This is a genomic window from Arthrobacter sp. Z5-13, from assembly GCF_056499105.1.
Genome location: NZ_CP096460.1, coordinates 3526526 through 3541300, shown reverse-complemented (window position 1 = coordinate 3541300; position 14775 = coordinate 3526526). Strand labels below are relative to the sequence as shown.

The 14775-nt window shown below is 61.6% G+C and carries 13 protein-coding genes; 10 read left to right on the top strand and 3 right to left on the bottom strand.

Annotation, left to right across the window (positions count from 1 at the left end; genetic code table 11):
- Nucleotides 1–127 precede the first annotated feature (127 nt).
- Nucleotides 128–1885: a glycoside hydrolase family 13 protein gene (locus M1E02_RS16470; RefSeq protein ID WP_479375287.1), complete on the bottom strand. Its 1758-nt coding sequence runs from the start codon at nt 1883–1885 to the stop codon at nt 128–130.
- 215 nt (nt 1886–2100) lie between these two features.
- On the opposite strand from M1E02_RS16470, the gene M1E02_RS16465 reads away from it, so the two are divergent.
- From M1E02_RS16465 to M1E02_RS16455, 3 genes are all read left to right on the top strand, one after another.
- Entirely contained in the window at nt 2101–2871 is a 771-nt protein-coding gene (locus M1E02_RS16465; RefSeq protein ID WP_479375286.1) for a hypothetical protein, read from the top strand.
- A 106-nt stretch (nt 2872–2977) separates the two neighbouring features.
- Nucleotides 2978–3283 (top strand): acylphosphatase, encoded by a 306-nt coding sequence (locus tag M1E02_RS16460; protein WP_479375285.1) that lies wholly within the window; start codon nt 2978–2980, stop codon nt 3281–3283.
- 105 nt (nt 3284–3388) lie between these two features.
- Nucleotides 3389–4021 carry a ScbR family autoregulator-binding transcription factor gene (locus tag M1E02_RS16455; protein ID WP_479375284.1) on the top strand — a complete coding sequence of 211 codons (633 nt, stop codon included), beginning with the start codon at nt 3389–3391 and terminating at the stop codon, nt 4019–4021.
- On the opposite strand, the gene M1E02_RS16450 is transcribed toward M1E02_RS16455, so the two are convergent.
- Nucleotides 4005–5675: a RecQ family ATP-dependent DNA helicase gene (locus M1E02_RS16450; RefSeq protein ID WP_479375283.1), complete on the bottom strand. Its 1671-nt coding sequence runs from the start codon at nt 5673–5675 to the stop codon at nt 4005–4007. The genes M1E02_RS16455 and M1E02_RS16450 overlap by 17 nt on opposite strands.
- Nucleotides 5676–5996: 321 nt before the next feature.
- Here M1E02_RS16450 and M1E02_RS16445 point away from each other — a divergent pair, with 321 nt between their 5' ends.
- From M1E02_RS16445 to M1E02_RS16415, 7 genes are all read left to right on the top strand, one after another.
- Nucleotides 5997–7112, top strand: a complete 1116-nt coding sequence (locus M1E02_RS16445) for an NINE protein (protein WP_479375282.1) — start codon at nt 5997–5999, stop codon at nt 7110–7112.
- Nucleotides 7113–7273: 161 nt separating this feature from the next.
- On the top strand, nt 7274–7624 hold the full coding sequence (locus M1E02_RS16440; RefSeq protein WP_479375281.1) for a GNAT family N-acetyltransferase: 351 nt from the start codon (nt 7274–7276) through the stop codon (nt 7622–7624).
- A 103-nt stretch (nt 7625–7727) separates the two neighbouring features.
- Nucleotides 7728–9089 carry an MFS transporter gene (locus tag M1E02_RS16435; RefSeq protein WP_479375280.1) on the top strand — a complete coding sequence of 454 codons (1362 nt, stop codon included), beginning with the start codon at nt 7728–7730 and terminating at the stop codon, nt 9087–9089.
- A gap of 47 nt (nt 9090–9136) precedes the next feature.
- A complete protein-coding gene (locus M1E02_RS16430; RefSeq protein ID WP_479375279.1) occupies nt 9137–11464 on the top strand; it encodes an FdhF/YdeP family oxidoreductase in 2328 nt (775 codons plus the stop codon).
- A 37-nt stretch (nt 11465–11501) separates the two neighbouring features.
- Complete coding sequence (locus M1E02_RS16425) at nt 11502–11945, top strand: GNAT family N-acetyltransferase (protein ID WP_479375278.1); 444 nt, start codon at nt 11502–11504, stop codon at nt 11943–11945.
- A 72-nt stretch (nt 11946–12017) separates the two neighbouring features.
- Nucleotides 12018–12374 (top strand): MmcQ/YjbR family DNA-binding protein, encoded by a 357-nt coding sequence (locus tag M1E02_RS16420; protein WP_479375277.1) that lies wholly within the window; start codon nt 12018–12020, stop codon nt 12372–12374.
- Nucleotides 12367–13716 carry a replication-associated recombination protein A gene (locus M1E02_RS16415; protein WP_479375276.1) on the top strand — a complete coding sequence of 450 codons (1350 nt, stop codon included), beginning with the start codon at nt 12367–12369 and terminating at the stop codon, nt 13714–13716. Before M1E02_RS16420 ends, M1E02_RS16415 begins: the two co-directional genes overlap by 8 nt.
- A gap of 52 nt (nt 13717–13768) precedes the next feature.
- Here M1E02_RS16415 and M1E02_RS16410 read toward each other — a convergent pair whose 3' ends face one another.
- Nucleotides 13769–14098 carry a DUF6457 domain-containing protein gene (locus M1E02_RS16410; protein WP_479375275.1) on the bottom strand — a complete coding sequence of 110 codons (330 nt, stop codon included), beginning with the start codon at nt 14096–14098 and terminating at the stop codon, nt 13769–13771.
- Between the last annotated feature and the right edge of the window lie 677 nt (nt 14099–14775).

Genomic DNA, 14775 nt, shown 5'->3' with positions numbered 1-14775 from the left:
CGCGGGTAGGTGGGATAGTCATGGTGCCCCCTCGATGGTGGCTCGGTTCCGATTGTTCGACGGCGAGATCAGGATACGTCCGGACCATTTTGAATAACAGGTCTGGGTTTGAATAACCCTGCAGGATTTACCCGAGCCGACGGAAGACCTTCAGTTCCCATGGCTTGAGTAGTAGGTCGGGCCTGGAGGTGTAGTTGCCCAACACCTGTTCTGCCTGGGCCCAACTCTTATCTACGTGGGCAGTTTGTTCCGAGCCGGAGAAGTTTCCCAGCACCAGGATTTCAACGCCCGGCAGCGAGCGACGGAAGGCGTAGACGTGGGGGTCATCGGGCAGCAGCATGGTGAAGTCGCCGTCGGAGATCACCGGATCCTCGTGACGGAACGCGATGACCTTCTGGTAGAAACTGAACACCGAGTCCGGATCGTCCACCTGGGCTGCTGCGTTGATGTGGTTGGCATTCGGGTTGACGGCGATCCAGGGGGATCCAGTAGTGAACCCGCCGTGCCGGGTGGCATCCCACTGGACCGGAGTGCGGGCGTTGTCCCGGTTCAGCGGGGCAAGGGCAGCGAGGACCTCGGCATCGGTGTGCCTCAGGTGGGTGGTGGCTTCCCGGTGATGGTTGAGCACCTCGATGTCCCGGTAATCGCTGATGGCGCCAAAGGTCATGTTGGTCATGCCCAGTTCCTCACCCTGGTACACATATGGTGTGCCGCGGTGGAGGTGCAGGATGCCGGCCAGCATCTTCGCGGAGAGCTCACGGTACTGGCCGTCGTCGCCAAATCTTGAGACTGCCCGCGCTTGGTCATGATTACCCCAATAGAGGCTGTTCCAGCCGCGTTCGGCAAGGGCGTCCTGCCAACGGCCCAGGGAACGCTTCAACTCGGTAAGTTCCAGTTTCTTGGGACGCCATTTGTTGCCTTGCTCCTGGTCCAAAGCGACGTGCTCGAACTGGAACACCATGTCCACTTCTTTCCGTGCGGGGTCCGTGAACAGGACGGCGTCCTCTACCGTCACGCCAGGCGTTTCGCCCACGGTCAACAGGGGCTTGTCGCGGCCGGCGAACACTTCCCGGTGCATCTCCTGCAGGAATTCATGGATGCGCGGTCCGGACATGAAGTAGGGGCTGCCGTCGCCGAAAAGTTTGCCGTCGGCACGTGGCCCATCCGGAAGCGCGGTGTCCTTGGAGATGAAGTTAATGACATCCATGCGGAATCCATCCACGCCGCGGTCCAGCCACCAGTTCATCATGTCGTACACGGCGGCCCGCACCTCCGGGTTTTCCCAGTTGAGGTCGGGCTGCTTCTTTGCGAACAGGTGCAGGTAGTACTCGCCGGTGATTTCGTCGTAGTCCCAGGCGGGACCTGAAAAAGCGGACCCCCAGTTATTGGGTTCCGCCCCCGGCGTCCCGGGTTCGACGCCGTCGCGCGGCTGGCGCCACCAGTACCAGTCCCGCTTCGGGTTGTCCTTGGACGAGCGGGATTCAACAAACCAGGGGTGCTCGTCCGAGGTGTGGTTCACCACGAGGTCCATGACCAGCTTCATGCCCCGCTTATGGAGTCCGTCGGTCAGCTCCTGAAGCTCGTCAAGGGTGCCGAAAATGGGGTCAACACTGCGGTAATCGCTGATGTCGTAACCGTTATCATCCTGAGGCGAGGCGTAGATGGGGGAGAGCCAGACGACGTCGACCCCCAGTTTCTGCAGGTAATCCAGCTTGCTGATGATGCCGCGCAAATCGCCTATACCGTCTCCGTTGGAATCAGCGAAGCTGCGGGGGTAGATCTGATATACGACGGCGCCGTGGAACCAGTCCCGGCCCGCCTCCAGTTCACCGTTGTCCTCAGTGCTTGTTGAAGATTCGTTTGCCGGTTCCATCTGGATCGTCATCGCTGTTCTCCTCGTTAGCCTTGGTCAACGGTTCCGATTATTGATCAGATGCCACAGTCGGGCAACGAACCCGTCCCACGCAGCCGCCCTGTCTAACGGCCTTCGTTATATCGGCAACTTTTCGATATCGATTGGAATTAATGCTGTTCGTCCAATTATCGGAAGTCCACAATTGATGAATTACCGGCGGTCTCACGAAAAAACAGGAGTTACAGATGCACCGCACTGCGCCGTCCGCCCTTGCCGTTTCAGGGGCACTATGCCTTTCCTTCCTGCTGGTCGCCTGCGGAGCGCCAGCTTCCGCCCCCGGAACAGGAACGCCCACCCCAACCCCCACTGCAACTTCCACCACTTCCGAAAGCCCGACGTCGACGTCGTCACCAACCGCCACAGCAGTTGCTACCCCAGCAGCTTCCGGCATAGGGACAGCATCCACGGCGTCAGAAGGCTGGGCCCGCTACACAACCACGGACCGGGATTTGATGTTTGACTACCCCTCCGCATGGACTATCAAGGATCCGGCAGGAGAAACTCCTGCCGGCGGTGGCGTCTTCGTGGAGATCAAGAACGCCAACGGAAAGCCGCTTGCCACCCTGCGTACGCACATGGCCGTCGGCTCGACGTGTACTGAGAGGCAGCCGTACGCACTGTTGGATGCCGAACCCCTTCCGGCCTTGGCGCAGTCAGGTCAGACCCCGCGTTTCATCTTCGAATCCCGGATGGATGCCGCCCAGACGGATCCGATGAAGATGAATGTGCTCAGCTACGGGATCACCTCAGGCCCGGAACCGACAGGCCCTGACGCCTGCCCGATTTTCCAATTCTTCACATGGCCACCGAACGCTGCGATGTTCTCAGGCATCTACAACCCCTTCGACACCACGCCGGGCAATGAGCCGCACGTGGACACTCCGCAGGCCTATATGGAAACCCAGGAATACAGGGACATCAAGAAGATGATCACCTCGCTGCGGCCAGCCAGCTAGGTCCACGCAGCAGGTCGGTGCGGTCAAGAGAAGGGGCCTCTGCCCGGAAATGGATCCGGGACAGGGGCTCTTTCTATGGCCTGAGAGCGGCGGTTACATTGGAGGCATGGGTGAGATTTCCGGACCAGACGCAGCAGAGAATGTGCGGCTGACGGCACGTGTTGAAGGAATGGTCCAGGCTGTGGGCTTCCGGTATTGGACCCAGCGCAAGGCCGACGAGCTTGCCCTCACCGGGACGGTAAGGAATGAGGCCGACGGTACTGTCGCCGTCGTCGTCGAAGGTCCCCAGCCGCTGGTGCTGGATTTCAGGAATTGGCTCAGGTCAGACCATACGCCTGGCCGGGTGGACAACGTTGAGGAGTCGGTGACGCCGGCCACCGGCGAGTTCAAGGAATTCTGGATTGTCGACTAAATGGGAGTTCTTGCGCCTAGACTGACCATGGCTGTTGCGGCTCCGGACCGGGATCCTGCGCAGTGGAACCGGGAAAGCAGCGCAAGCTGCGGAGAGGAAATCTGCGTGCCACTTCAGGACCGGGCGGTGGAAACCCGCAAGGCGATAGTTCGGGGTGCGGCTGCGGTTTTTGAAGACGTGGGATACGGGCCCGCCAGCCTTCAAATGGTTGCTGAGACAGCGGAAGTGACCCGCGGCGCCCTCTATTTCCATTTCAAGTCCAAGGAACTCCTTGCCTTGGCCGTCATTGACGATCAACATGCCAGGACGCAAGAGTCAGCTGCTGACGTCGTGGCCCGCAACCTGGGGCCGGTAGAAACCATCTGTGCGCTGTGCTCGTGTTTTGCCAGTCTTCTCCAGACTGATCCTGTGGTGCGGGCTGGGATCCGGCTGACTCTGGAGTCATCAACCTTCGGCCATCGCATCAGAAGCCCCTATACCGACTGGATGCAGATCATGGAACAGCTCACGCTTGACGGACAGGCCTCCGGGGAGATTTCCGCCAAGCTGGACGCGCGGGCCTTTGGAAGGTACCTCGTGGCCAGCTTCACCGGTGTCCAGATGGTGTCCAACGTGCTGACCGCCCGCGAGGACCTGACACAACGGGTTGATGAACTGGCCGACTTTGTCCGGCTCACGCTCTCGCCTTCGGCGCAGCACGGCTTCCGTACCCTGGAAGAACTCACACCACTCGCTTGAGCAGGTGGTTCTCCTCCACAGCTTGGCGGGAGAGGGTCTTGTAGCCCTCCTGCTCGAACAGCACTGTAATCACGTCATCCTCTTGCCGCATCACCAGCCCCGGCCCCCATTCTTTGTGAACCACGCTGGATTGCAACGGGAAAGGTTCGCCTGCACCGTTGCTTGCAGCGTCATCAATGTCGTACGCCGATCCGTCTGTGCAGGTATCACAATTGCCGCAAGGCTCAGGCAGTTCCTCGCCGAAGTAGCCGAGGAGGAACTGACGCCGGCAGCCATCCGTCTCGGCGTAACCGCGGATCATCTGGATCCGTGAAGTGTCAACGCGCTGGCGTATTGCGGCGAGTTCGACGGCGCGCTCCACTACGTGGGAAAGTTCGGCTTTTGCTTTGAGCTTTGCGCCCTTCTTGCCGCTCGTAACGGATCCGGTCTCTTGAAGCTGGTTCAGCAAGCCAGTGACGCGCCGAGCGCCGAATCCTGTTGCTTCTGCCAGTGCCTTGGCAGTGAGTAATCCGTCGGCGGCGCGGAGAGCTTCAAGGACAGCCAGCAGGGATTCCTCATCCGGAGTGTGCGTCCCGAAAAACCTGCGCAGGCCCAGGTCCTCGGCGCGGTAGTGCAGTACCGCCATTGCCGGCCCGCCGTCGCGCCCTGCTCTCCCGATCTCCTGGTAGTAGCTGTCCAAGGACTCGGGGATGTCCGCGTGGATGACGAAGCGGACGTCGGGCTTGTCGATTCCCATACCGAAGGCGGTGGTGGCCACCACAACGTCGAGGGCGCCGTCCATAAACCGGTCATAGATCCGCTCACGATCCGCTGAGGGACGGCCTGCGTGATACGCCTCTGCGCGGAGCCCGAGTTTGGCAAGGCTGGCGGCATACTTCTCTGTGTCCTTGCGTTTGGCCGCGTACATAAGTCCGGGGCCCTGCAGTCTGGCTACCAGTTCTGCCACCTGTTCTGTGGCGGCGGTCCGCTTCTGCTTGTCCTCATGATGCCGGAACACTTCGAGGCGGATGTTGGCACGATCGAAACCATGTACCAGGACCAGTGGATCCTTCATCCGCAGCCGCTGCTGGATGTCGTCGCGGACCGGGGGAGAGGCAGTGGCAGTGAGGGCCACGACCGGCGGGTTGCCCAGCTGCGACCGCACTTCCCCTAGCCGCAGGTAGTCCGGGCGGAAATCGTGACCCCAGGAAGAGACACAGTGGGCCTCGTCCACCACGAACAGCGACGGGCCCAGGGCAGCGAGCCGTTCCATCGTCGCGGTTTTGGCAAGTTGCTCCGGTGCCAGAAAGAGGAACGCGGCGTCTCCGCCTTCCACCGATTCCCAGGCTTCCTGGATTTCGGAGTCGCTGCGCGAGGAGTTGATGACAACCGCGGCGCCAGGTCCCAGCACCTCGAGCAGGCCGTCAACCTGGTCCTCCTGCAAAGCAATCAGGGGTGAAACCACGACGGCGGGGCGTTGCGTTTCACTGTGCAGGTGAAGGGCGGCGACCTGGTAGATGGCTGATTTACCGTATCCGGTGGGCATCACTGCCAACACATCGCGACTGGCGAGGAGTGCCCGCATACCGCTGAGTTGGCCGTTCTTAAGTGTTTCCCAACCGAAGCATGCTGAGGCTGTTTCGCGAAGTTCGGTGTCGGCTGGCTGATGCGTCATTGTGCTGCTCCCCGGCGGAACGGATCCTCGGCCAGGTTGCTTTAGCCGTGAGATCCAGAGTAGCGGGAGCGAAGGTGCGGGCAAAGCGTGCGCTTGTGTACTATTCCATTCAGGGCGAAAACGCCGCAGCGTGTTATTGGGGGAACGATCAGCGCATGTGCATGCCATAAGACTGTCGGCTGCGAGTACCCCTCACTCAACTCCAGGTTCTCCCTGTTGAGCCCAGCCGCGCCATCCCCTGCTGCGATCTCTGCCATTTCACTTAGCAACCCTTAACTCCCGGGCTGCGACGCCTCGCTGCCGCCGTCCCGAAAGGAACCCATGAGCCAGTCCGGCCCATCTGCCCCGCTGCCCCCGCCCTCCCCGGACAACGGCGCGTACCCGACACCGCAGGGTCCTTATGCTCCGCAGGGTCCCTATGCACCGCAGGGCGACTTCGGGCAGGGCCACTATGCTCCCCAGGATCCGTCTTTCCAGGCCCCGTACCCGCAGGGCCAGTACGCTCCGCAGGGCCCGTTTGCTCCCCAGAAGTCCTTCCTCATCACCTGGCTGCTGTCCGTGCTGATCGGTGGCCTCGGCGTTGACCGCTTCTACCTGGGGAAAATCGGGACCGGCATCCTGAAATTGGTCACCCTGGGTGGACTTGGTATCTGGACACTGGTGGATCTCATCATCATCCTGGTGGGTAAGCAGACCGACAAAAACCGGCAGCCGCTTGAAGGTTATGACCGGTACAGGGTCTTGGCCTGCATCGTTACCGGTGTCCTGATTTTCAGCGGTCTGGTGGTGGGCGGCATCACCGGCGCCGCAGCGGGCATCGCCTTCCAGAATGCAGCCTCGCAGCATCAACTCCGGACTCCTGCCCCTATGGCAAAGGATGCCGAAGAATCAGGCCAGGCAGAGCCCTCCGGCGCCGCCTCCCAGCAAAACGACGCGTTGGCCACTCAGACACTCACCGGCACTGGTGACGACGTCAAGACCGTGGATCTGGCAGGGTTTCCGGCCATCATCAGCTTCACGTGTGACGCCTGTACTGCGAACACGGTGCTGAAAACCAACGGTACGCAGGGCCTGTTGGTCAACGCGATCGGCGCTTACACCGGCTCGCACCTGGTGGACGCCGATGGAACTGCAACAACGGAGCTGACGGTGGAGGCCGACAGCGCCTGGACGCTCACCATTGAGGACATCAGAACGGTCGAGTTCGCCAGCGGGGCAGCCGGCGGACACGGCGACCAGGTATTTTTCCTGGAGGGTGACACCTCCAAGGCCACCGTGAAGAACACGGGCGAAGAAAACTTCATTGTGATCGGTTTTGGCGGAGACTCTCCGGAACTGGCAGTCAATGAAATAGGTCCCTATGAGGGAACTGTCCAGCTGAAGGCCGGCTTTATCCAAGTCCGGTCCGATGGCGACTGGACCATCACGGCGCAGTAGCGCCACCCCCAGTACGCAAGACGTGCTGGCAGCAGGACCCGGCAGGCACACCCGTCTCGCCGGGTCCTGCTGCTTAACCTCCATGACCCTGCCTGGTCACGGCTAGGCTGGGGACAAACCAAACGGCCTGAGTAAATCTCAGAAAGAACCAGGGAGTTGCGATGTCAGGGATCACCATCCGGCATAACCCGGAGTGCGAACGATTCGAAGTGCTCGACGACGGCAAGGTTATCGGCAGGGCCGCCTACAGGACCTATGGCACAGATCCCAGCCAGCGCATTTTCTATCACACAGTCATCAACGAGGAATACGGCGGCCAGGGCCTTGCCAAAAAGCTGGCTGCACAGGCTCTGGATCAGACGGTTGAAGAGGGCCTGACCATTGTCCCGGTGTGCCCGTACATCAAGAAATTCCTGACCAAACACCCGGAGTACGATGGCAGCCGGGTCCCTGTCACGGCGGCCCACCTGGAGTTCCTCGACGCTGCCTTGGTACAGGGCGCGAGGTCCTGACCCCTGGGTTTCCCCTGTTCCGCCCAGCCGGAACATCCGGGTGGGACGCAAATCACTCGTAATAGAGTCGTGATGCGTCCTTGCCGTGGACCAGACTGTTGCCGTGAGCAACACTCCCCGGACCGGACTCGCCGTCACCGGCCTCAGCCTCGGCACCGCGCTGAACCCGCTGAACTCGTCCATGATCGCCGTCGCCCTGGTGGTGCTGCGCGCGGACTTCGGGCTCGACGTCGCTTCGGTCACCTGGGTGATCACCGTCTTCTACCTCACTTCAGCCGCCGGGCAGCCAGTGATGGGCAGGCTGGCGGACAGGTTCGGGCCGAGGAGGCTTTACTTGTTCGGTATGGCCCTGGTGGCTGTGACTTGTGCCCTCGCCCCGTTTTCACAGAACTTCCTGCTCGTCTGCGTGGCGCGCGCCTTCATGGCCCTCGGGACAGCGACCGCCTACCCGAGCGCGGTGGTCATGGTGGGGTCTATTGCCCGTCTGGCGAAGGTCGAATCCACCCGGCCGCTGGGCAGAATCCAGATGTCCAACACCTCCGCGGCTGCTGTGGGGCCAGTGATCGGCGGCGTGCTGGTGAGCCTGCTGGGGTGGCAGGCGTTGTTCCTGATCAACGTCCCGCTGTCCCTCGCGGCACTGTTCCTGGTCTGGAAATACGCACCTGCGGACACCGGGCGGGAACACGGCAAAGTGTCCGAGCTGCTGCGCGACTCCGATATTCCTGGAATCTTCGCATTTGTAGGCTCCCTCATGCTGGTGATGATGTCCCTGCTGAACGTGCTTCCGGATTTCCGGTGGTGGTTGCTGGCCGGCGGAACGCTGCTGGCCGTGCTGTTTGTCTGGCGTGAGCTGAGATTTACCCCGCCGTTCCTGGACCTGCGGCTCCTGGGCAGGAACCGCCCGCTCCTGTTGGTCTACGTGGGCTTCGCCCTCTTCAACGGCCTCTATTACTTCGCCTTCTTCGGATTGCCTCAACTGCTGGAGGAAGCAGGTGGCTACGATCCCGGCATTGTGGGCCTGCTGATGCTGCCGTTGGCTGCTATGTCCGTAATCTCGACGCCGTTCGCTGTCCGCGCGATCGAGCGGTTCCGCGTGCGGCGGGTGCTGATCGCCGGCGTCGTACTCCTGACCCTCGCCTCCGGCGCGATGTGGCTGCTGACCGGGTCCCTCGCCGTCCCGTTGGTGCTGGTGCTCACAGCGCTTTTGGGCGTGCCGTACGGGATGGTGAGCATCTCCTCGAGCCAGGGGATGTTTGTATCGACGAGACCGCAGGAGAGGGGAGTGGCGGCGGGGATTTACCAGACCTCACGGTACCTTGGTGCGATCACGGCCACCGTGCTGATTGGCGTCCTCTATGGCGGTGGAGTCAACCAGGCCAACTGGGGCTCGATGGTGCTGGTGATGCTGGGGCTCGGCGCGGTGGCGTTCGTTGTGGCACTGCTGTGGCGGGAGCGGACGGACTAGACTTGAGCTGATTGACGGCCGTTCTGAAAGCCAAGAGGTGGACAAGCGTGACGGACAAAAACCCGCGGGTGGAAGAGGTCGACGAGAAAGACGTCGAGGTGAAGGACCACCCGAAGAAATGGGCGGCAGGCATCCCTGGTGTCTACCATTCGATGAAACCGGCAATCGAGCACATGGGGCTCGAACGGTCGCGGAAGACGCTGCTGGCCCTGAACCAGAAAGACGGCTTCGACTGCATGAGCTGCGCGTGGCCGGATCCGGACCACCGCAAAACGTTCGAGTTCTGCGAGAACGGCGCCAAGGCCGTCACCTGGGAGGCCACGCCCGTGGTGATCGGTTCGGAGTTCTGGGCCGAGCACAGCGTGAGTGAACTTCGCGGGCAGACCGAGTACTGGCTGGGAATGCAGGGACGCCTTACGGAACCCGTTTATAAACCGGCGGGGGAGGATCACTACCGTCCGGTCAGCTGGGACCAGGCCTTCACCATTATTGCGGACAAGCTGAAAGGCCTGGCCAGCCCGGATGAGGCTGCGTTCTACACCAGCGGCAGGACGTCGAATGAGGCCGCCTTCCTGTACCAGCTGTTCGTCCGCGCCTACGGCACCAACAACCTCCCTGACTGCTCCAACATGTGCCACGAGTCCTCCGGTTGGGCGATGGGCCAGGCCATCGGGGTAGGCAAAGCGAGCATCACGTACGCGGACTTCGCCAAATCAGACCTGATCATTGTGATGGGCCAAAACCCTGGCACCAACCACCCGCGAATGCTGACCGCCCTTGAGGAAGCAAAGGAAGCCGGCGCGGAGATCGTGGCCATCAACCCGCTGCCGGAAGCCGGCCTCATGCGGTACAAGAACCCGCAAAAGGTGAAGGGCATCATCGGCCGGGGGACCGACCTGGCGGACCAGTTCCTGCAGATCCGCATCGGTGGGGACATGGCGCTGCTGCAGGCGATCTCCAAGCGGGTGCTCGACGCCGAAGCAAAAAACCCCGGAACGGTGCTGGATCATGACTTCCTGCAGAAGCACTGCCAGGGGCTGGAAGAGCTGAAAGAACATCTCGCCACGCTGGATGAAAACGTGGTGCTCAAGGCCACCGGCCTGCGCAGCGAAGAGATCGATGAACTCGCTGCGCGCTACCTGAAGGCAGACAAGGTCATCATCACCTGGGCCATGGGTCTCACGCAGCAGAAAAAGGCTGTGGCCACCATCAAGGAGATCATCAACCTCCTGTTGCTGCGCGGCAACATCGGCAAGGCGGGCGCCGGGGCCTCCCCGATCCGCGGCCACAGCAATGTCCAGGGGGACCGGACCATGGGCGTTTGGGAGCAGATGCCACCCGCTTTCCTGGACGCTTTGGGCAGGGAATTCAGCTTCGAGCCGCCGCGTGAGCATGGCGTGGATTCAGTCGAAACCATCCGGCGGATGCGCGACGGCGGGATTAAGGTTTTCGTCGCGGTGGGCGGCAATCTCGTGGCTGCTATTTCGGACACGAACGCCGCCGAAGCGGCTATGGAAAACACAGAGATGACCGTGCAGGTCTCTACGAAGCTCAACCGCTCCCACACCGTCACCGGCAAGGAAGCGCTGATCCTGCCCACGCTGGGACGTACCGAGATCGATGTCCAGGAGTACGGCGAACAGTTCGTGTCCGTAGAGGATACCGTGTGCGCGATTCACGCCTCCTACGGCAAAGTGGAGCCGGTTGCGCCCAGGCTGCTGTCCGAGGTGGCCATCATCAGCCGGCTCGCCGCGAAGGTTGTCGGTGACCGGATCCAGGCTGATTGGGCAGGCTACGAGCGGAACTACGATCTCATCCGCGACCACATTTCGCACGTGGTGGTGGGTTTTGACGACTACAACAGGCGGATCCGCCAGCGCGATGGTTTTCTCCTGCCGCACGGCCCCCGGGATTCACGGACCTTCAACACGCCAACGGGCAAGGCCATGATCACAGTCAACGAGCTGGAGTATCTGGAGCGGCCGGACAAGACCCTGATTTTGCAGAGCATGCGCTCGCACGATCAGTTCAACACCACTATCTACGGGCACAACGACCGTTACCGGGGGATCAAGAAGGGCCGCCACGTGGTGTTTGTCAGCCCGGAGGATCTCGCCGAGCTTGGCCTCAGCGACGGTCAGTATGTGGACGTACATGGTGTGTATACGGACGGCATTGACCGGGTGCTGCGGAACTTCCGGCTGGTCTCCTATCCCACAGCCCGCGGGTGTGCGGCAGCCTATTATCCCGAAGCCAACGTGCTGGTTCCGCTGGACAGCGTCGCCGAGGGAAGCCACACGCCGGTGTCCAAAGGCGTCCTTATTCGGCTGGAACCAACTGCGGAGCTGGCGGATGAGCCGTCCGCGGCGGGGTAGGCAACCTTCTGTTGACGGAGCCCACTAAAGTACTTCCATGCTGATTGTTCGTGAGGGCACCGCTGACGATAACCCCCGCCTTGCCAGGCTACGTACAATCTGGGCCGGGGAGCAGGAACCCTCTGATATCGAAGATCCCGACTTCGAGAAGGTCTTCCTCGAGTGGGCGAAAGCCAACCCACGCCAAGTCCTGGTGGCTGAACAGGACGGGGAGCTCATTGGGATGCTCAACGTCATGGTTTTCCATCGGATGCCCAAGCCGGGGACGGCGGAGTCATGCTGGGTCTACTTCGGAAACGTCTATGTCCTGCCGCAGCACCGGAACATGGGCATCGGAAAGCAGCTGGTGCAGGCAGCCATTGAGTTCTCCCGGAGCATCGGAGCGGTTCGAATTCTCCTATCGCCCTCCTCCGAGTCCCGCCGCCTCTACGAGCGGTTGGGCTTCAAACCAGCCGAGGAACTGAGCGTTCTGGAGTTCTAGGGGTCCAGGCAGGAATGTCCCGGTTCGAGCCCGGATAGGCTTGTTCCTGTCAGTGACCCCAGGAGGATGAACATGCAGGGTGACACGCTTCAGCAGTACGCCCGTGATGTCGCGGCATCGCTCGACGCCGTCACCAATGGGCGCCCGTTCACGCCGCACCTTGATGTGTGGAAAGTGCACGACAAGGTGTTCCTCATCGTGACCGACGATGATCCTGACCTGCAGATCATTACCCTGAAGGTCGACCCTCACCGCGGGGATGCGCTCCGCCGCGACTTCGACACGATCAGGGTAGGACGCTACCTCGACAAGCAACACTGGATCTCCATCGGGCCCGGCACCGGGTTCACGAAGCAGCTCATCGGAGACCTGGTGCAGGATTCCTACGACCTCGCCGGCGGCCGCCACCGGAAGCATCGCAGTGAGTGAGACGCCGTCGCTGTTCGACGTTGATGACGCCGCCTCGCGGCCTCTGGCGGACCGGCTCCGTCCGCACACCTTGCAGGATGTCATCGGGCAGGACCATCTGCTCGCCGCGGACGCGCCGATCGGCCGGATGGTCGGCACGCAACGGCTGGTGTCGATGGTGTTGTGGGGGCCACCAGGATGCGGGAAGACCACAATCGCACGGCTGCTCGCCGGGCAAACCGACCTCGCATTCGAACCCCTTTCCGCCACCTTCTCCGGTGTCGCCGACCTCCGAAAAGTGTTCCAAGCAGCCCAACGCAGGCGCGAGGTTGGTCAGGGCACGTTACTGTTCGTCGACGAGATCCACCGCTTCAACCGCGCCCAGCAGGATTCCTTCCTGCCTTACGTCGAAGACGGCACCATAGTCCTCGTCGGCGCGACCACGGAGAACCCCAGCTTCGAACTCAACGGCGCGCTACTGTCCCGGTGCCAGGTCTTCGTCTTGAAGCGACTCGACGACGCCGCTCTCAATACCCTCATCGCCCGCGCCGAAGCGCTCCTCGGTCGGCCGCTGCCACTCACTGACGAGGCCCGGCTGGCGCTGATCGCGATGGCGGATGGTGACGGCCGGTACCTGCTGAACATGATCGAGCAGGTGCAAGGCCTGCCCGCACCTGTCGACCCCGCCGTCCTCGCCGCCGCCGTGCAGAAACGGGCACCGCTGTACGACAAGTCGCAGGAAGGCCACTACAACCTGATCTCCGCGCTGCATAAGTCGATGCGCGGCTCCGACCCGGACGCAGCACTCTACTGGCTGGCGCGGATGCTCGACGGCGGTGAAGACCCCTTGTTCATCGCTCGGCGCATCACCCGGTTCGCCACCGAAGACATAGGCATGGCCGACCCGAACGCCGTCCAGCAGGCCCTCGCAGCTTGGGACGTCTACGAACGCCTCGGCTCACCCGAGGGAGAACTCGCAATCGCACAGGCGGTCATTTACCTCGCGACAGCGCCGAAGTCGATTGGCGTGTACCGCGGGTTTAATAAGGCGAGCGCCGCTGCGAAACGTACTGGCTCGTTGATGCCGCCGGCGAACATCCTCAACGCCCCGACCCGCCTCATGAAGGACCTCGGCTACGGCGACGGGTACCAGTACGACCCCGACACCGAGACAGGGTTCTCCGGCGCGAACTACTTCCCGGACGGGATGCCCCGGCAAACCTTTTATGAACCCACCACCGGCGGCTACGAGCGAGCCATCACGGAACGGCTGCGCCAATGGGCGCAGCTCCGGAACGCCGACACCCAGGACCTCGCCACCGAATCCGACGTGAACTCATCTCCGGAAGGACCACTCACCTGACCGACACCTCCGCACAGCACGCCCTGCTGTCCTGGCTCGAGACTGACCGCTTTTACTGCGCCGTATCCGCCCAGCCCTTGCTGGCGGGGCCGCCGTCGGCTCCCTGATCGCACAGCTGGAACGCGACGTCGGACGCCTTGCGGATCGCCGCTCCCGACGACGCCTTGGAGCCAGCGCTTCCCGTACCGGCTTCGAGCCCGGCAGCGTAGCCAACCAGGAAGCTGGTGACCGGTGCGGCTGCGTGGATCACCGAGTCGGCGGATTTCCGGGCCAGATTAAGAAGCAGTTGCTGATCGATCTCAAGGTCCAGCAGTTGCAGGGCCTGGGCGAGGCGCTGGCTCCACTCATCCAGGACCTGAAGTTCGTCGTCGGCGGCGGGCATCGTTGCTCCTTTGCTAGCGGGATGTGCTCTTAAATAGCGCTGGTCCAGTGCCCAAGAGACTACAAGGCTTCCGGGACGAAGTCACCAAAGGGCGATTGCTGCGAAGTCCTCAGCGTTCCTCCATCAGCTGTGCCCGCACGCGCCAACCATTCAACTACCCGCCGCCCCTCAGGTAGCAGGTCTCACCGAGCCCCAGCGTCATCTTTTGCTCTTTCCGTGGTTAGAACTGTAGGCGCCCCTCAGAATTGGCTGCAGTCTTTTTGTTGCTGCTAAATGTGGAAATTACGTAAACATATAGAGAGCCAAGAGCGTTCCACATGCCTTCGGTAAATCACCGCTTTCCTTTGACATCAACAATGGAATTAAAGTTCTTTCATGTTTGGCTATGCCCTACGAGGCTTGTGCCCCTCCGGCGCACTAGTAGCAGCGATACGGGTCGCGACAGTGAGTCATGTCAGGACAAACTGGGTGCTGTTAGCATGCAAAATTAATGTCCCCTATTTGGTAAGCAACCTTGCATTCACGACCAAAGTTGTTAGCGTAAACGGCCTAATTGACAGGTCAAAAATTACCTTTAGTATTTACGTTGGGGGGAGCAAATGGCAGTGCGTTCAGCTGTGAATGTTGTGACCCGAAGAATCATTGGGGTTGCGTTGGTGCCCTGATCCGTACCGTCA